General features: G+C 72.2%; 16 protein-coding genes. 8 read left to right on the top strand and 8 right to left on the bottom strand.

Annotation, left to right across the window (positions count from 1 at the left end; translation table 11 throughout):
• Nucleotides 1-23: 23 nt before the first annotated feature.
• Both ACPXBU_RS20475 and ACPXBU_RS20470 read right to left on the bottom strand, forming a co-directional pair.
• Entirely contained in the window at nt 24-860 is an 837-nt protein-coding gene (locus ACPXBU_RS20475; protein WP_425759210.1) for an oxidoreductase, read from the bottom strand.
• Nucleotides 861-889: 29 nt separating this feature from the next.
• The gene (locus ACPXBU_RS20470; RefSeq protein WP_425759209.1) at nt 890-1,222 is read right to left on the bottom strand and encodes a nuclear transport factor 2 family protein; all 333 of its coding nucleotides are present in this window, start codon (nt 1,220-1,222) and stop codon (nt 890-892) included.
• Between the two features lie 213 nt (nt 1,223-1,435).
• Here ACPXBU_RS20470 and ACPXBU_RS20465 point away from each other — a divergent pair, with 213 nt between their 5' ends.
• Together ACPXBU_RS20465 and ACPXBU_RS20460 are read left to right on the top strand one after the other, a co-directional pair.
• Complete coding sequence (locus tag ACPXBU_RS20465) at nt 1,436-1,822, top strand: DUF2267 domain-containing protein (protein WP_425759208.1); 387 nt, start codon at nt 1,436-1,438, stop codon at nt 1,820-1,822.
• 175 nt (nt 1,823-1,997) lie between these two features.
• A complete protein-coding gene (locus ACPXBU_RS20460) occupies nt 1,998-2,960 on the top strand; it encodes a hypothetical protein (protein WP_425759264.1) in 963 nt (320 codons plus the stop codon).
• Nucleotides 2,961-3,034: 74 nt separating this feature from the next.
• Here ACPXBU_RS20460 and ACPXBU_RS20455 read toward each other — a convergent pair whose 3' ends face one another.
• Together ACPXBU_RS20455 and ACPXBU_RS20450 are read right to left on the bottom strand one after the other, a co-directional pair.
• Nucleotides 3,035-5,440: a ricin-type beta-trefoil lectin domain protein gene (locus tag ACPXBU_RS20455; RefSeq protein WP_393371260.1), complete on the bottom strand. Its 2,406-nt coding sequence runs from the start codon at nt 5,438-5,440 to the stop codon at nt 3,035-3,037.
• A gap of 354 nt (nt 5,441-5,794) precedes the next feature.
• Complete coding sequence (locus ACPXBU_RS20450) at nt 5,795-6,652, bottom strand: copper resistance CopC family protein (protein WP_425759207.1); 858 nt, start codon at nt 6,650-6,652, stop codon at nt 5,795-5,797.
• A gap of 101 nt (nt 6,653-6,753) precedes the next feature.
• Here ACPXBU_RS20450 and ACPXBU_RS20445 point away from each other — a divergent pair, with 101 nt between their 5' ends.
• From ACPXBU_RS20445 to ACPXBU_RS20435, 3 genes are read left to right on the top strand one after another with little or no spacing between them, the layout of a single operon-like run.
• On the top strand, nt 6,754-7,218 hold the full coding sequence (locus ACPXBU_RS20445) for a hypothetical protein (RefSeq protein ID WP_425759206.1): 465 nt from the start codon (nt 6,754-6,756) through the stop codon (nt 7,216-7,218).
• A gap of 5 nt (nt 7,219-7,223) precedes the next feature.
• Entirely contained in the window at nt 7,224-8,564 is a 1,341-nt protein-coding gene (locus tag ACPXBU_RS20440) for a hypothetical protein (RefSeq protein ID WP_425759205.1), read from the top strand.
• Between the two features lie 36 nt (nt 8,565-8,600).
• On the top strand, nt 8,601-9,371 hold the full coding sequence (locus ACPXBU_RS20435; RefSeq protein ID WP_425759204.1) for a nucleotidyltransferase domain-containing protein: 771 nt from the start codon (nt 8,601-8,603) through the stop codon (nt 9,369-9,371).
• Nucleotides 9,372-9,388: 17 nt separating this feature from the next.
• Here the strand turns inward: ACPXBU_RS20435 and ACPXBU_RS20430 are convergent, their stop codons facing one another.
• Both ACPXBU_RS20430 and ACPXBU_RS20425 read right to left on the bottom strand, forming a co-directional pair.
• The gene (locus ACPXBU_RS20430) at nt 9,389-9,925 is read right to left on the bottom strand and encodes a GNAT family N-acetyltransferase (protein WP_425759203.1); all 537 of its coding nucleotides are present in this window, start codon (nt 9,923-9,925) and stop codon (nt 9,389-9,391) included.
• A 9-nt stretch (nt 9,926-9,934) separates the two neighbouring features.
• Complete coding sequence (locus ACPXBU_RS20425; protein WP_425759202.1) at nt 9,935-11,152, bottom strand: helix-turn-helix domain-containing protein; 1,218 nt, start codon at nt 11,150-11,152, stop codon at nt 9,935-9,937.
• A 328-nt stretch (nt 11,153-11,480) separates the two neighbouring features.
• Here ACPXBU_RS20425 and ACPXBU_RS20420 point away from each other — a divergent pair, with 328 nt between their 5' ends.
• Together ACPXBU_RS20420 and ACPXBU_RS20415 are read left to right on the top strand one after the other, a co-directional pair.
• Nucleotides 11,481-11,633 carry a hypothetical protein gene (locus tag ACPXBU_RS20420; protein WP_425759201.1) on the top strand — a complete coding sequence of 51 codons (153 nt, stop codon included), beginning with the start codon at nt 11,481-11,483 and terminating at the stop codon, nt 11,631-11,633.
• A complete protein-coding gene (locus tag ACPXBU_RS20415) occupies nt 11,630-11,947 on the top strand; it encodes a hypothetical protein (protein ID WP_393371237.1) in 318 nt (105 codons plus the stop codon). The genes ACPXBU_RS20420 and ACPXBU_RS20415 overlap by 4 nt, the downstream gene beginning before the upstream one ends.
• Nucleotides 11,948-11,979: 32 nt before the next feature.
• Here ACPXBU_RS20415 and ACPXBU_RS20410 read toward each other — a convergent pair whose 3' ends face one another.
• Nucleotides 11,980-13,374: a dihydrolipoyl dehydrogenase family protein gene (locus ACPXBU_RS20410; protein ID WP_425759200.1), complete on the bottom strand. Its 1,395-nt coding sequence runs from the start codon at nt 13,372-13,374 to the stop codon at nt 11,980-11,982.
• A 193-nt stretch (nt 13,375-13,567) separates the two neighbouring features.
• On the opposite strand from ACPXBU_RS20410, the gene ACPXBU_RS20405 reads away from it, so the two are divergent.
• The gene (locus ACPXBU_RS20405) at nt 13,568-14,890 is read left to right on the top strand and encodes an alpha/beta fold hydrolase (RefSeq protein WP_425759199.1); all 1,323 of its coding nucleotides are present in this window, start codon (nt 13,568-13,570) and stop codon (nt 14,888-14,890) included.
• A 21-nt stretch (nt 14,891-14,911) separates the two neighbouring features.
• Here the strand turns inward: ACPXBU_RS20405 and ACPXBU_RS20400 are convergent, their stop codons facing one another.
• Nucleotides 14,912-15,643, bottom strand: a complete 732-nt coding sequence (locus ACPXBU_RS20400; protein WP_425759198.1) for a class I SAM-dependent methyltransferase — start codon at nt 15,641-15,643, stop codon at nt 14,912-14,914.
• Nucleotides 15,644-15,775: the final 132 nt, after the last annotated feature.

Genomic DNA, 15,775 nt, shown 5'->3' with positions numbered 1-15,775 from the left:
GTCGGTCGGGGGAGCCGGGTCGTTCAGGGGGCCGGGTCGAAGGCGATGGACTCGCTCAGCTCGCGCCAGCGCGCGTCGGACGCGGCCAGGGCCTCGGCGGCGGCCGAGGCGCCCGCCACGGCATCGGCGCCGAGCAGCAGCCGCAGGGGCGGGTCGTCGACCCGGGTGATCTGGATGATCGCCTGGGCGGCGCGGGCCGGGTCGCCCGGCTGGTTGCCGCTGGCCTGGCGCAGCCGCTGCACGGCCGGATCGATGACCAACCGGTACGGGTCGCTGATCGGCAGCATGCTCATCGACGAGCCGGCCCAGTCGGTCCGCAACGCGCCCGGCTCGACGCTTGTGACCCGGATCCCGAAACCCTCGACCTCCTTGGCGAGCACCCCGGAGAAGCCGCTGACCGCCCACTTGGCGGACTGGTACGCGCCCAGCCCGGTGCTGGCGACCCGGCTGCCGACGCTGGAGATCTGGAGGATGTGCCCGCGCCCCTGGGCGCGCATCGCCGGCAGGGCCGCGCGGGAGAGATTGACCACCCCGTAGAAGTTGGCCTCGATCTGGGCCCGGAGGTTGTCCTCCGGCATGTCCTCGATCGCGGCGACGTCGGCGTACCCGGCGTTGTTGACGAGGATGTCGAGGCTGCCGAACGTGTCCACGGTGGTGCGGGCGACGGTGTGCGCGGCGGCGGGGTCGGTGACGTCGAGAGCCACCGTCCGGACCCGCTCGCCGTACCTGTCGCTCAGGGCGTCGAGCTGGGCCGGGTTGCGGGCGGTGGCGACCAGGTGGTCGCCGTCGGCCAGCACGGCCTCGGCGAGCGCCCGACCGAGACCCCGGGAACAACCGGTGATGAGCCAGACTCGCGGCACGTGGTCTCCTCCGGGCGGGTGGGCGGCTGCTAGGGGCGGATGTCCAGCGCGCCGACCAGGTCGTCGCGCAGGGTGAACCGGTAGCGCAGGTCGATCGGACTGCCGGGGAAGTCGCCGGACACCCGGGTGCGGACCAGGTACGAATCGCCGGCCTGCGGGGTGACACCGACCGGCTCGGCCGTGTACGAGTAGGCATCCATCGTCTTCTGCCGCCAGGCGCGGATCGAGGCCCGACCGTCGTAGAGCCGGTCCTCGTCGGCGACGCTCGCGGTGTCCGCGAAGCAGGCGACGAAGGCATCGAGGTCCCGGTCGTTGACGGCCCGGAAGTACCTGTCGATCACGTCGGGCAGGTCCACCGCCATCTGCTCCTCCTGCGACACGGGCCGCCGTCGGGCAGCCGTCGGGTTCCCGGTCCGACCTCACCGTACGAGAAGCGGGCGGCGCCGCGCGGAGCAACGAACAGAACGGCCGGGCGCGCGACCGGAGCGTGCCCGTGGTGGCCGTCCGGGCCGGTGGGCGGGTTTGCTACCGGTGGGCCCGGGTAGGCACGCCTTTCCGGAGCGAAGGGCGGGGGCATGGCCGAGCTGAGGTTCGTCGACAAGGTCGCGGCGCGGGCGGGCATTCCGCCGGAGCAGGCGTACGCGCTGACCGAGGCTGTCCTGCGGACCCTCACCGAGCGCCTCAGCGGCGGTGAGGCGGGCGCGTTGGCCCCGCACCTGGCCGAGGAGTTGAGCCCGCTGCTGGTCAAGGCCGCGGAGCCGCCCGAGGCGTTCGGCTCCGACGAGTTCCTGCGCCGGGTGGCCGACCGCGCGGGGATCGACAGGCCCGCCGCCGAGCGGGGTACCCGCGCCGTCCTGCAGACGATGCACCGGGTGGTCGGGCACCGGGAGTTCGAGGATGCCCTGGCCCAACTCCCGTCGGAGCTGCGGGCGTTGGCGCAGCCACTGCCGCACGGCCCCTGACCGACGCGGGGGTACCGCCGGACGCCCAGGTATCGATGACCGTTCGGTCCCTGGCGTGCCGGGGGCGACGCCAGCTCTACTGTGCGTGACCAATCGAACGCGCAGTGGTGTTGCCCGGCCGCTTCCCACGCCGGTCATGCGCTGCTCCGATGCGAGGAGCGTCCCCTTGACGTCCGTGGTGTCCCCGCGTTCCCTGTTGACCATCGCGACGACGACAGTCGTCGCCCTGACCACCGTCGCCCCCGCTCCCGCCGCCGCCTCCCCGCGCACCTACCGGGTCGTCGACCTCGGCACCCTGAGCGGAGGCGACGGCGCCGCGACGGCGATGAACGACCGCGGCGACATCGTCGGCTGGAGCACCGTCGCGAGCGGCGCCCGGCACGCCGTGCTGTGGCGGCACGGCGTCATCACCGACCTCGGCGTCCTGCCGGGCGACACGGATTCCGAGGCCGTGGACGTCAACGAGTTCGGCGACGTGGCGATCACCTCGTTCGGCGCCGACTACCTGACCCGCGCCGTGCTCTGGCGCAACGGTCACCTCGTCGACCTGGGCACCCTGGGCGGGGAGAACAGCGTGGCGATCGGCGTCAACGACCGGGGACAGGTGCTCGGCACCAGTGATCCCGCAGCCGAGATGTCGCACCGGGTCCTGTGGCGGAACGGCTCCGTCACCGACCTGGGTCTGCAGTACTTCTACGAGTACACCGCCGACGTCAACAACGCCGGTGACGTGGTGGGCGGGTGGAACGTGCCGCCGCGGGACTCTCCGTGCACCTGCGTCGGCGGCTTGTTGCACAGGGGTGTGCTCACCCAGATCGGCAGCGAGGCGATCGGGATCAACAACCGGGGCCAGGTGGTGGGCGCGGCCAACGGGCGGGCCTTCCGCTGGCAGAACGGGACGCTCACCGACCTGGGTACGCTCGGCGGCGGTTGGAGCCGGGCCACCGCGATCAACGACCGGGGCGACGTGGTGGGCGAGAGCACCACCACCGCGCAGTGGCGGCCGTTCCTCTGGCGCGACGGGGTGCTGATCGACCTGACCACGCGGGGCGTGCTGGAGACCGACGTGATCGAGGACATCAACGTCCGGGGTCGGCTGGTCGGCGCCCGGGTGAACCGGCCGGTCCTGTTCCGCTGAGCGTCGGTCCGGTTCCGGGCGGGGGCGTCCGGGGCGTGACCCGACCCGTCGGTCGGGCCACGCCCTCGCCGAGGTCAGCCGGTTACCCCGCTACCGACGACCCACTTCTGGTGTGCGCCGCCCGAGTACGTGCCGAGCTGGATCTGGGTGCCGTTGGCGGTGCTGCCGCCGGCGGCCTCCAGGATCTTGCCCGACTGCGGATTGCGGATCGACCCGTCGGACTGCGGCTGCCAGACCTGCGCGCCGGTGCCGTTGCAGGTCCAGAGCTGGACCTTCGTTCCGTTCGCGGTGCCGGCGTTGTCCACGTCCAGGCACTTGCCGAGCACCCGGTACGTGTCGTCGACACGTGTCCAGGACTGCGCCGCGGTGCCGTTGCAGGTGTAGAGCTGGATCTTGGTGCCGTCGGCCAGGCCGGAGTTGTCGACGTCCAGGCACTTGCCGCCGGCGCCGGTGATGGTGCCGCCGGTCGGCGGCGGAGGACTACCCGGGATGGAGTTCAGCGTGTACCACGCCTCGGTGCTCCACAGTGACTGACCGCTGGTGGAGGTGAACGGGCGCGGCGAGCGCAGGTGCACCACCCGGCCGGCCTTGCGACCGGGCACCGTGAGGCTCACCTTCTTCCCGTCCGAGGAGAGGGTGGCCGAGGTGACGGTGAGCGTCTCCTCGTCGATCTTCGGCCCGCCGTAGTTCGACGTCGCCACGTACCGCCACTGCTTGATCTTGTAACGTGCGGCCAGCTCGGCGGCGGTCTCCGTCGAGACGGGCTGGGTGTACTCCACCTCGAAACCGGTGGTGGTGGCCCGCATGGCGAGCATCTCGAACGTGGTGGTGCTGGTCGGGGTGAGCTTCTGCAGGCCGTACGACAGCTTGCCGGTCTGCCCCCAGTTGCCGCCCGCGCCGAGCCCGCCGACGTAGATCGCGCCGTCCGGGCCGACGTTGACCTCCGAGACGCCCGCCTCCAGGCCCTGGGTGAGCCGGAACAGCGCGCCCTGGTACTCGCCGTTGACCTTCTCCACATTGGCCCGCTGAAGGCCGCCGTACGTCACGTCGCCGATGACGAACTGGCCCGCGTAGCGGCCGCTGGTCAGGTAGAACGGCGTGCTGGGCGAGTTGGCGATCTCGTTCTGCGGCATCCAGAGCACCGGAGACGTCACCTGGGCGGTGTCGAAGGGGCCGGCCGGGTTCGTGTAGTGGTTGAAGAATCGGCCCTGCTTGACGTGCAGCAGCTTCGACGAGGGCAGCCAGCCGCCCTGGTTGTCGGTGACGAAGATGCCGCCCTCCGGGCCCCACCCGATGCCGTGCGGCGTACGCAGGCCGCCGGCGACGTAGCTGACCGCGCCGGTGTCCTTGTTGACCTTGAGGGTGGTGCCCCGGTTGGCGGCGGGCTGCGGGTTCGTGGTGGCGCCGCCGGAGTTGATCGACACCGACAGGTTCAGGTAGAAGAACCCGTCCTGGTAGAGCAGCCCGAACGCGAACTCGTGGAAGTTGCCGCCGTACGGCCAGGTGGCGACGGTGTCCAGCCGCTCGGCCACCTCGTCGCCGCCGGTGTTGACCAGCCGGGTCAGCCGCTGCTTCTCCGAGACGTAGACCACCCCGTCGACGACCTTGAGCCCCTGCGGCTCCTTCAGCCCACTGGCGATCTTCTTGGTGGTGACGGCGCCCGGAGTGGTCGCGCCGCCGGTGTTGCCGAGGATCCAGACCTCACCGTCCTGGGAGGTGCCGGACTGGTCGGTGCCGCCCCAGGTCGAGATGACCAGCCGGCCGTCGGCCAGCCAGTCCATCCCGGTGACCTTCGGCTGGAAGCCGCTGGGCCGCAGGTTGGTGAGCGTGTAGCCGGGGTGCACGCCGGTCAGCGGCAGGCCGTCGCCGGGGGTGTCGGCGATGCCCTCGCACTCCTTGCGGCCCGGCGCGGTCACCCGGACCACGCCGGCGTCGGTGCTCAGGGCCGAGTTGGGTACGACCACGAAGGACGACGAGCCGGGTGTCTTCCATTCCAGGGTGATCTGCTGCCCGCCCCCACGCTCGAAGTGGTCGATGCGCAGCGGGTGCAGGCCGGCGGTGAGGGCGACGGTGCCCTCCTTCGGCGGGGTCGCGCCGTGCAGGCCGTCATGGTTGATCACGACCGTGTTGTCGATGGCCAGCTTGGATCCGTCGTCGCTGCTGAGCCGGAACGTGTAGCTGCCGGCCTGGGTGGTGGTGATGTTGCCGAGCACCTGCGAGACGAAGTTGTCCTCGAAGCCGAAGTCGGACGCCGAGGTCCAGTTGATCGTGGACATGAGCTTGTCCACGTTGGGGGTCTGCGCCGGCTTGAGGGTGCAGAGTTCGGAGAGCGGCACCTGCACGTCGAAGACGCGCAGCGTGACACCCGGTTCCTGTGCGGGGGCGGCGCTGGCCGGAGCGGCCCAGAGACCGGTGGTGAGGACGAGTGCGAGCGCACCCAGGACGGGATGGGGGAGTCGGCGTTGCGGGCGTGGGCCCATCGTTCCTCCAGGAGGCAGTGGAGTGTCCGACGGCCGGTGCGAGGCAGCGGTGAGGATGGCCGTCGGGCCCGGCTCCGTAACGTCCTCGACGCCGACGAGTGACAGTGCGGAAACACCGGGTTGATGGGTCGAGACATTAAGGTGCTTCGATAGAACTGTCCATGGCTTCGCGTCGATACATCAAAAGTTCCTCATGTCCGTGCGAAAGTTCGCGCTGCTACGCGACGAATGTCGGATCCGCCCGGGTGCCTGGGGCGGCGCCGGCGGGCGGGCCACCGGCCTTCGACAAGGCGGGCCGCCGGCCCACAGCCGGCCTGCCCCGCGCCCCAGACCGCCCGCCACTGGCCGGCTGGCCTATCGCCGTCCGCGTCGGGCCCGGCCGCCGGACCGATTGCCGGGTCCGCGGGTCGGGGTGGCGGGCTTGCGGGTCGGGGTGCCGCCCTTGCCGGCGGGCCGACGCCTCGGCGTGGTGGCACCGCGTGTGGCGGGTCGACGGCGGGCCGCCACCAGCACGAGCACGGCGACCGTGACGACGATCAGTGCGGGGACCAGCCAGGACGGGAACCCGCCGTCCCGTTGCTCGTCGGCGGCGCCGGCCGGATCGCTCGCCGGGGCGCCGGTCGCGTCCGCCGGGCCGCCGGTCGCCCCGGGGCTCGCCGACCCCTCGCCCTCGGCCTGGGCGAGCAGTGCCGCGTCCGGCCCCGCCGTGGGCGCCACCCAACCGGCCGGCGCCGGCGTACTGGGACCTTGGTAGTCGAAGGTGACGGTGCCGCGCACCGCCTCACCGTCCGAGGCGACGGACAGGTAGCTCGCGGTGTAGCGACCCTTCGCCGGCCAGTGCGCGACGCTCACCATGGCCGGGAAACCCTCGTGGTAGAGCCGGGGCTCGAACACACCGTTGACCATGAAGTATTCGGTGACCGGCTTGTCCAGTCGCTTGGGCTCGCCTAAGGACCAGCCATTGTCCACGCGCGAGCCGTTCGGCCCGCTGACGGCGAAGTGCGCGTTGGCGGCCGGCTTCTCGGTGAAGTACAGGGCCAACCGGGTAAGCGGCTCGCGCACGACGGTGCCGGTCAACGGGGTGGAGGTCGCCAACTGCCCGTGCGCGGACGCCGGAGCGGCGGGCAGCAGCAGCGACACCACAAGCACCGCGGCCAACGCCGCCGCCGTACGGCTCAGGGCGTTACGCGCAGTGACCAACCTCGATCGCATCCGTTCATCATGGTCATTTCCCCTCCGCCGAACAAGACGTAGAGTTCTCCTCCCCGACGATCACTCGACACCCGTCCCCTCGCGTCGTTCGGAGTCCGCCCGTGTTCCTCCGTACCCCCGCCACCCGCACCTCTGTCGCCCTCGCCGCAAGCGTCCTCACCGCCCTGCTCGCCGCTGGTTGTGGGCACGACGACGACCCCTCCGTGGCCACCCCCTCCGCGCCGGCCACGTCCGCCGCCCCGCCGAGCGCCGCCACCACCGCGCCGAGCCCGACGGCCAGCCCCACCCCCAGCGCACCGGCGGCGGACCGCGAGATCGTCGTGACGATCGCGAAGCGGCGGATCAGTCCGCCGACCGGACGGGTCACCGTGGCCAAGGGACAGCTGGTCCGGATCACCGTCACCTCGGACGTGTCGGACGAGCTACACGTGCACGGCTACGACCGGGGCGCTCGACTGCCGGCCGGCACGCCCGGATCGGTGGAGTTCCGGGCCGACAAGACCGGTCTGTTCGAGGTGGAGACGCACGAGACCGAGCTGGTGCTGTTCCAACTCGTCGTCCGCTGAACGAGATGACCACCCCCGCAACGGTGCTGGCGCACGGCGTCGGCGGCCGCCAGGACCTGCCGATCACACTGCCGCAGCTCGTCGTCGCCGCCGCCCTGACCCTCGTCGTCACGTTCCTCGCGCTGGGCCTGCTCTGGCGTGAACCCCGACTCGACCGGGACGCGGCAGGTGGACGCCCGCTGGCCCGCTGGCTCGCCCGGCTCGTCGACGCGCCCACGTTCCGGTGGACGCTGCGCGGGCTCGGCCTGCTCGCCGCCGCCTGGTTCTGCCTGGGTCTGCTGGGCGGGCCGGACACCCCGGACAACCCGACGGCCGGCGCGCTCTACGTGCTGCTCTGGGTGGGGCTGGCGCCCCTGTCACTGCTGCTCGGCCCGGTCTGGCGGGCGCTCAACCCGCTGCGTACCGTGCACCTCCTCGCCGCGCTGGCGTTGCGCCGCGACCCGGAGCGTGGGGTTCGTGAGCTGCCGTCGGGTGTGGGCCTGTGGCCGGCCGCCGCCACACTGTTCGGGTTCGTCTGGCTGGAGCTTGTCGCACCCGACCGGGCCACCCTGCCGGTCATCACCGCCTGGCTCGCCACGTACGCGGTGGTCATGCTGGTCGGGGCGGCGCTGTTCGGGGCCGGCTGGTTCGACCGCGCCGACCCGTTCGAGGCGTACAGCGCCCTGGTCGGTCAGCTCGCCCCGATCGGCCGTGCCGCGGACGGCGTGCTGGTCTGGCGCAACCCGCTCGACGGGATCGCCGGGCTGCGGCCCCGCCCCGGACTTGTCGCCGTGGTGGTCGTGCTGCTCGGCTCGACAATGTACGACAGCCTCTCCAACGCGCCGGGCTGGCTGCGCTTCGGCCAGGAGAACGGCCTGCACCCGGCGATCACCGGCACCGGTGGACTGGTCCTGGTCAGCGCCGCCGTCGCGGTGGCGTACCTGCTCGCCACCGCGGCCGCGGCCCGCGTCGGCCGGGCCGACCCGGCCGACGCCCGAGCGGTGCCGGGCGAGATCGCCCACTCGATCGTGCCGATCGCGGTGGGCTACGTGGTGGCGCACTACTACTCGCTGCTGATCCTGGAAGGCCAACGCACCGTCGCGCTGCTCTCCGATCCGCTGGGCACCGGCGCCAACTGGCTCGGCACCGCCGACTGGGAGCCGCACACCGGGCTGGTCACGCCCTCCGGGGTGGCCACCCTCCAGATCACCGTCATCATCCTGGGACACCTGGTCGGCACGCTGCTCGCCCACGACCGGGCCCTGTACCTGTTCCCCCGGGCTCGGGCGGTGGCCGGTCAACTCCCGCTGCTGGCGCTGATGGTCGCGTACACCATCGCCGGTCTGCTGCTGCTCTACGCGGGGTAGCCAGGCCCGGCGCCGACCCGTGCGTCATGATGGCCCGTGGACTCCGCTCTTCGGCACTACCTCGACGACCTGGTCGCCGCCGCCCGCGACGTGCTCGGGGCCGACCTGGTCGGCGCGTACGCGGCCGGCTCGGTGGGGCTCGGCGCGTACCAGGCCGGCCGCAGCGACGTGGACGTGGCGCTGGTCAGCGCCGGGCCGCTCACCGACGCCGCCAAACGGGCGCTTGTGGCCCGGCTGCGGCACGAGGCCCTGCCCTGCCCGGCGCGCGGGCTGGAACTGGTCGCCTACCGGCGTGCGGTGGCCGCCTCCGGGAACCCCGAGCCGGGCTTCGAGGTCGAGCTGAACACCGGCTCCGGCATGCCGTTCCGGTGCACCCTCGACCCCGCTGACCGGCCGGCCGCCGACGGCCGCTTCTGGTACGGGCTGGACCGCAGCATCCTGCACCAGAGCGGGCTGCCGCTGCTCGGCCCGCCGGCGCACGAGGTCTTCGCCGACCTCGCCCCCGCCGACCTGCGCCGCCTGCTCATCGACGCGCTGTCCTGGTGGCTGTCCCTGCCGACACCGCCGGACGACACGCCCGCACCCGGCACGGAGGACGCGGTCCTCGGTGCGTGCCGGTCTCTGGTGCGCCACCGCGACGGCGTCTGGCTGGCCAAGGTCGCGGCCGGCCAGCGGCTGATCGACGCCGACGACCCGGCCGAGGTGATCCGGCAGGCGATCACCGCCCGGCACGGCGGACCGCCACCCACCGGCGCGCAGGCCCGCGCCTTCCAACAACGGGTACGCGACGAGATCGCCGCCACGTAGGCACGGGCCGGCAGCGGTCAGCGGATCGGCTCCAGGCCGAGATCGAGGACCAGCAGGTCCATGGGCGGCCCCCACGGCAGGACCGACGTACCGACCTGCCGCCACCCGTTGCGCGCGTAGATCTCCCGTGCCCGGGAGCGGGAGTCGGAGGCGAGGGTGGCGTACCGCTCCGGTCGCCCGGTGAGAAGCCGGCGCATCAGCTCCGCGCCGACTCCCTCGCCACGGCGCAGCGGGTGGACGATCCACTCCATGACCGCCAGCTTCGACGCCGCACGGATCCGCGCGGGCGGTTCGGCGTCGGCTCGCGACCACCAGTTCCCGGCCGACATGGTCCATCCGTAGGTCGCGCCGACCAGGGAGGAGCCCTCGGTGACGGTGACGAGGGTGAAACCGGGCCGGACGGCCTCACCGGGCAGCCCGTCGCGGAAACGGGACACCTGGTCGGGGCCCTCCTCGTACGGCGGCTCGGCGTAGACGCACTCGTACAGGTCGACAAGCGGCCCGAAGAATCGGGTCGCGTCGTGGCCGTGGCTTGTCGCGTAGGTCGGGGCCATGCCCGGATGCTAGACGCGTACCCGCTCCATCAGTTCGCCGTACACCGGGCGGTGCCGCTCGGTGTCGGGGACGGCATCGGCAACCTGTCGTGCGACTGCCCGGACGATTTCGTTGTGCTGTTCGGCGGGTAGGTGGTCGAGCAGGTCCGCCGCGAGGCGCAGCCCGTCGGGGATGGACCCGCTGCGGCACAACGCCGCCGCCTGGTGCAGTTGCACCTGCGTGCGTAGCCGACGCTGCGACGGCGGGTACAGCTCCAGGGCGCGCTGCTGTGCGGCCGCAGCCGCTCGCTGCTCGCCGGCGTGGGTGTACACCCACGACTCGGTATGCCGCAGCCGGTGCTCCGGCCACCCCCACAGCGACTCCACCTCGGCGGTGACGGCGGCGGGCAGAGCGTCCACCTGCTCGGCGAGGGACCGCACGGAGGCCACCGCGTCCGCATGTCGACCAGCCAGCGAGAGTGCCTGCGCCCGGCCGGCGAGCAGCCCGCAGATGGCTGCCGAAGACCTGCCGTCGATCAGTGGTAGGACCTGATCGGCCAGCGCCACCACGCTGGCCGGCGTCCGACCGTCGTAACAACCGTTCACCACGTCCCAGGCCCGAGTGAGGACCCGGGTCTCCACGTCGCCGGACGCGTCGGCGAAGCGGTGCGCGCTCGTCCGCCACCTGCCGGCGAGCACGGCCTGCCCCGACGCGTTCAGGCGGAGCGCCACGATGACCGCCAGGCGGGCAGCGGCGCGGAGCAGCAGTGGCCGGCGGTGTCCACGATCGGCGGCGATCTGGTGCCGCAACACGGTCAGATCCCGGCCAAGTTGGGTCACAAGCTCGTCGTGCGGACGACGGTAGTAGCCGTGGCCGTAGTCTGCGACGATCTCAGTCCACTCATCGAAGTCGAGACCAGCGGCGGCGCCAAGCCCCTGCCGCAGTCTTTCCCAGTCGACGAGCCGATCCACGGCGGGCGCCGCAGCGAGCGCGCCCATCGCCTGGAGGATCGTCCTTCTGCCCATGTCCCGGTCGGCTGGCGGCCTCGTCGCGTATTCCTCTTCCAGCGCACCGCCAGCCGACAACGCGCGGTCGTAGGCGGCCACCACCACGGCGTTGGCGGGTCGGTCGCCGCGTTCGATCTGGCCAAGGTAGCCGAAGTCGTACGCCGTCAGCCCGGCGAACTTCCGTAGCGACCAGCCGGCAGCCTTGCGGCGCTGCCTGAGGGTGTCGCCGAAACCGTCCATGTCGCCCTCCGGCGTGTGTGCTGCAGTGTGGGCCCACTGCTCACGGCTGCCGCAACGCTCAGCGTAGCGGCCACGCTACCCAAGTCGGCCGATCTTCGGTCGGCACGAATGGGCGCGGCGGATCGCTGCCGGACGGGGCGTGATCTGTCGTAGCCGCTGGTTGTGGTGGCCGGCGGGGTGCTGTTCTTGTCGGCCACCGCGCAACCCTTGGGGTGGACGCATGTGCCGATCAAGCGAGGTTCCCGCCGGAACGAAGCTGTTCTTGCTGGCCGGAGAGTGGTTCCCCGAGCCCACCGCGCCCGCAAGGCGGGACGAGATGGTGACCGTCGTGGCCACTTGTCCGGACGAGATCAGCGGCCGGGTGTGGGTCCAGGGCCACGCGTGCGTGCGGCACGACCCACCTGACTGCGGCACCGGATCCTGCTTCGAGCACCAGGTGCTCGCCTCGGCCATCCGGGCGAACCTCGCCGGTCAACGGTGAGCGCTCGACCCGTACCCCCGTCCGGTCGGCAGGCCGATGGTCCGGCGGCGGACGGCGAAACGCCGCACACCCCGCTGCGCCCCCTGTGGTCTTGCCGGACAGACGGACAAAATTGGCCCTGCCGCGAGGCGCGGCTGCGGCTCACGACCGAGTTCGACGGCAACCCCTCGGGGTTGACTATCTATCTGGCCAGCATGTTCTGCGAGGCCGCCCAGGACATCCACCATCTGGGCCCGTCGAACGGACCCAGCCCGCGCGAGTTGTTCGACCGTTTCGTGGGCTGGGCGCGAAGGGGCGAGCCGCCGGATAGGTGAGCTGTGTGAGCCTTCGACGACGGGCGCGGCGCTCAGCGGACCGGGCGGGACTTGAGCGAGGCGAAGAGCAGGTTGAGACCCTCGGTCATGGTCGGGTGGGTGATGATCGCGTCGCGCAGGGCGGTCCACGGCATTCCGGCGAGCATGGCCAACTGCACCGAGGTGATCACCTCACCGGACTCGGCCCCGAGCAGCGCCGCGCCGAGGATCCGGTCGGTGGTGGTGTCGATGACCGCCTTCCACATGCCCTCGGTCTGGCGCAGGGTGCGTGCCCGGGGGATCGCGGCGACCGGCAGGCGGGCGACCTGGATGTCGTACCCGGCGCGGCGCGCCTCGGTCTCGGTGAGTCCGACCCGGGCCAGCTCCGGGGTGGTGAAGACGGTGTACGGGATCAGCCGGTCGGTGGTGCTGCGTTGCCCGCCCGCGAGGTTGGCGCGGATGATCCGGAAGTCGTCCAGCGAGACGTGGGTGAACTGCGGGCTGCCGGCGACGTCGCCGGCCGCCCAGGTCCGCTCGGCGCTGGTGAGCAGGTGCTCGTCGACACGCACGAAGCCCCGCTCGTTGAGGCGTACGCCGGCCACGTCCAGACCGAGCCCGTCGGTGACGGGTTCTCGGCCGGCCGCCACCAGCACGTCATCCCCGGTCACCAGGCTGCCGTCGTCGAGCGTCACCCGGAGCGTGCCGTCGACGTCCCGGTCGACCCGGGCGACGGCGATGCCGACGCGTACGTCGATGCCGTCGTCGAGGAACACGCGCAGCACCGCGTCGCTCATATCGGGATCCTCCCGGGGGAGCAGCCGCGGGCCGCCCTCGACGAGCGTCACCGCGCTGCCGAACGACGCGAACATCTGCGCGAACTCCACCCCGACGGTGCCGCCGCCGAGCACCACCAGCCGGGCCGGCAGCCGATCCAGGCGCAGCAGCTCGTCGCTTGTCAGCACCCCGGCCTCGGCCATCCCGGGCACCGAGGGCAGATGCGGACGCGTACCCGTGTTGATCACCACGTCGTCGCCGCGCAGCAGCCGCTCACCGCCGTCGGCGAGGGACACCCGTACGGTCCGGGGGCCGACGAAACGGGCCTCGCCGATCACCAGGTGCAGACCGGAGTCGAGGAACTGCTGGCGGTTGGCCGCCACCATCCCCTCGACGACGTCCTGCTTGTGCGCCCGCAACAGGTCCACGTCGACCCGGCCGCCCTCGACCGCCAGGCCGAGCGCGGACGCGTCCCGCAGGTGACGTGCCGCCCGTGCGCTTGTCACCAGGGCCTTCGTCGGGATGCACGCGACGTTAATGCAACTGCCGCCGATCATGCCGCGTTCGACCATGGCGACCCGTTGCCCGGAGCGGGCGACGTCCATGCTCAACGTCTTCCCGGCCTTGCCACCGCCCACGACGAGCAGGTCGAACTCCTCCGGTTGGTCGGTCACCGGGCGCTCCTCTCGGTCGCCGGGCGGGCCGGCGGCCACCGCTGGTGCGCGGCGGCCAGCCCAGCCTGCCAGTTCCGGGGAGGTCGGCGGCCCCGTTCCGCGCAGAACCGTCCCAGGTCAGCCCGTGCCGATGGGCAGGTCGACCCGACTTCGGGAAAGCGGAAGCCACGCCGGCCGCCATAGGGTGTCGCCCATGGGCCTGGTCGTGCGCACCGACGACAACTGCCGCCTGTGGGCCGAGCAGTCCGGCACCGGGCCGCCGCTTGTGCTCTGTCACGGTGGTCCGGGCCTGTGGGACTACCTCGGCCCGGTCGCCGGGCTGCTCGACGACCGTGCCCGCACCGTTCGATGGGACCAGCGCGGGTGTGGACGCTCGCAGCGACGCGGGCCCTACCGCGTCGGCCGCTTCGTGGCCGACCTCGACGCGGTACGCGACCAACTTGTCGGACCACGAATGGCCCTGCTCGGCCACTCGTGGGGAGCGCACCTGGCGCTGCGGTACGCCATCGCACATCCCGAACGGGTCAGCCATCTGATCTACGTGTCCGGGACCGGCATCGACCCCGATCGCGGCTGGCACCCGCACTACGAGCGGAACCTGAGGCTGCGGATCGGGCAGCATCTGGGCCGGTGGGAAACGCTCGGCGCCCGCAGCCGCACGCCTGCGGAGGAGCGCGAACGGGCGGTCCTGCAATGGTCGGCCGACTTCGCCGACCACGCCGACGCGCTGCGGCACGCCGAACGGATGGCCACCCCGTGGCTGGGCATCAACGACGACTGCAACCAGTCCATCAACGCGGAGGTCAAGCAGGAACTCCGCCACGACGGTCTGGTGGCGCGGTGCCGTGCGCTCGACCTGCCCGTGCTGATCATCGACGGCACCGAGGACATCCGTCCCCGCTGGGCAGTCGACTCGCTGCACCAGGCGTTTACCGACAGCCAACGCGTGAGCCTCGCCGGATCCGGTCACCTGCCCTGGGTCGAGAACCCTGACGGTTTCCGCGAGGCGGTGACCGCCTTCCTGGCGTACCGCGGTCGCCCGATCCCTGACGCCCCGGTGCGGTTCCGGGCACGGGTCCGCCACGAGCCGGACCGCTCCTACGCGGTGCTTGTCGAAGGACCCGAAGCAGAGGTGTACGTCGGCACCACGCGCAGCACGAGGGAGGTGCGCACGGTGGCCCGCGAGGGCGCGGCGCACCTGTTCGGCGTGCCGACGGATCGGATCGCCGAGCAGCACCTGGACGTGGAGATCCCGCAGCCGCCGTACGGGCGCGACGGGCAGTGGGTGCGGGTCGTCTCGACCGGTGGATCCATCGCCGCGGAGGACGTCGCCGATCTCGGCGCGGCCGGGCAGGCGCACTGGTTCGGCCGCGAGGGCGCCTGGTTCGTCACGGTGGCCGGCTCCGGCACCGCCGTCCACCCCAGCGAGCACCTCGACTTCACCCCCGTCCTCACCGCCGTGGAGGTCGCCGAGCTGCGGAGCTATCTGGCGCGGTCCGCCCAACCTCCCTCCTGAGGCGCGCGTCGGGGGTGCGGCTCAGCGGAGCACCAGCAGGTCCAGCGCATCGACGACCGGGCCGGACGGCGTCCGTGCGGCATCGTTCAACCGGGCGACGCCTGCCGCGTACGCCTCGTCGCTGATCAGTTGCAGAGGGGTGTGCGCTTCGCGGCGAAGTCCGGCGGCGGCGTCGGCGATCGAGGGGGCGGTCACCTGCGGAACCGGTTCGCAGCCCGTGACCGTGAACCCGGCGGTGGCGAACGCGGCCTCGACGTCGGCGATGCTCGGGTACCGGTCCAGCACGGCGACGGCCTCCGGGAACCAGTGGAACAGGCTGATCGCCTCGTGCCGACCGGCGAACGCGGACCGGATCAGCACCGGCGCGCCCGGTTTCAGCACCCGCCGGATCTCGCGGGCGGCCGCAGCGAGGTCGGCAACATGGTGAATCACCGTGGAGAGCCAGACCCCGTCGAGGCTCCCGTCCCGCAGCGGCATGTCGTCGGCGGCTCCCGGCACGACCGGCTGGAACACCGCACGCTCGCGCATGGCCGCCGAGGGGTCCACCGCCACGACACCGATCTCCGGCCACCAGGTGCGGAACGCGTGCGCCCAACTGCCGGTGCCGCAGCCGAGGTCGAGCAGGCGCATCCCGGGCCGGGCCTCGAAGTGCCGGCTGATCGCCGTACGCCAGGTCGCGAGATCGTCGTCCCGCAGGTGTCGGGTCGCGTGGAAGGCGGCCGCGTCCACGCTGTCGTAGGCGATCAGAGCCATGCGCCCATCCAACCCGGCAAACCGTGCGGTGGCCAAGAGGGCGAGGGCCGATTCACACGGGCGGTGACGTCCGGGTACGCGATCTGATCCGGTCGTCCCCGTCGTCCCGGGCCCGTGCGGGTGCGCCCCGGG

This window comes from Micromonospora sp. DT231 (genome assembly GCF_049847025.1).
In the GTDB taxonomy this organism is placed as follows: domain Bacteria; phylum Actinomycetota; class Actinomycetes; order Mycobacteriales; family Micromonosporaceae; genus Micromonospora.
The sequence above is the reverse complement of the archived record's forward strand: the minus strand, read 5'-3'. Positions and strand labels throughout refer to the sequence as shown.

Excerpts from the sequence above, each read along its gene's own strand:
- ACPXBU_RS20470 (WP_425759209.1), bottom strand. The coding sequence starts at position 1,222 with ATGGCGGTGGACCTGCCCGACGTGATCGACAGGTACTTCCGGGCCGTC.
- ACPXBU_RS20465 (WP_425759208.1), top strand. The coding sequence starts at position 1,436 with ATGGCCGAGCTGAGGTTCGTCGACAAGGTCGCGGCGCGGGCGGGCATT.
- ACPXBU_RS20455 (WP_393371260.1), bottom strand. The coding sequence starts at position 5,440 with ATGGGCCCACGCCCGCAACGCCGACTCCCCCATCCCGTCCTGGGTGCG.
- ACPXBU_RS20450 (WP_425759207.1), bottom strand. The coding sequence starts at position 6,652 with ATGCGATCGAGGTTGGTCACTGCGCGTAACGCCCTGAGCCGTACGGCG.
- ACPXBU_RS20440 (WP_425759205.1), top strand. The coding sequence starts at position 7,224 with ATGACCACCCCCGCAACGGTGCTGGCGCACGGCGTCGGCGGCCGCCAG.
- ACPXBU_RS20430 (WP_425759203.1), bottom strand. The coding sequence starts at position 9,925 with ATGGCCCCGACCTACGCGACAAGCCACGGCCACGACGCGACCCGATTC.
- ACPXBU_RS20425 (WP_425759202.1), bottom strand. The coding sequence starts at position 11,152 with ATGGACGGTTTCGGCGACACCCTCAGGCAGCGCCGCAAGGCTGCCGGC.
- ACPXBU_RS20405 (WP_425759199.1), top strand. The coding sequence starts at position 13,568 with ATGGGCCTGGTCGTGCGCACCGACGACAACTGCCGCCTGTGGGCCGAG.
- ACPXBU_RS20400 (WP_425759198.1), bottom strand. The coding sequence starts at position 15,643 with ATGGCTCTGATCGCCTACGACAGCGTGGACGCGGCCGCCTTCCACGCG.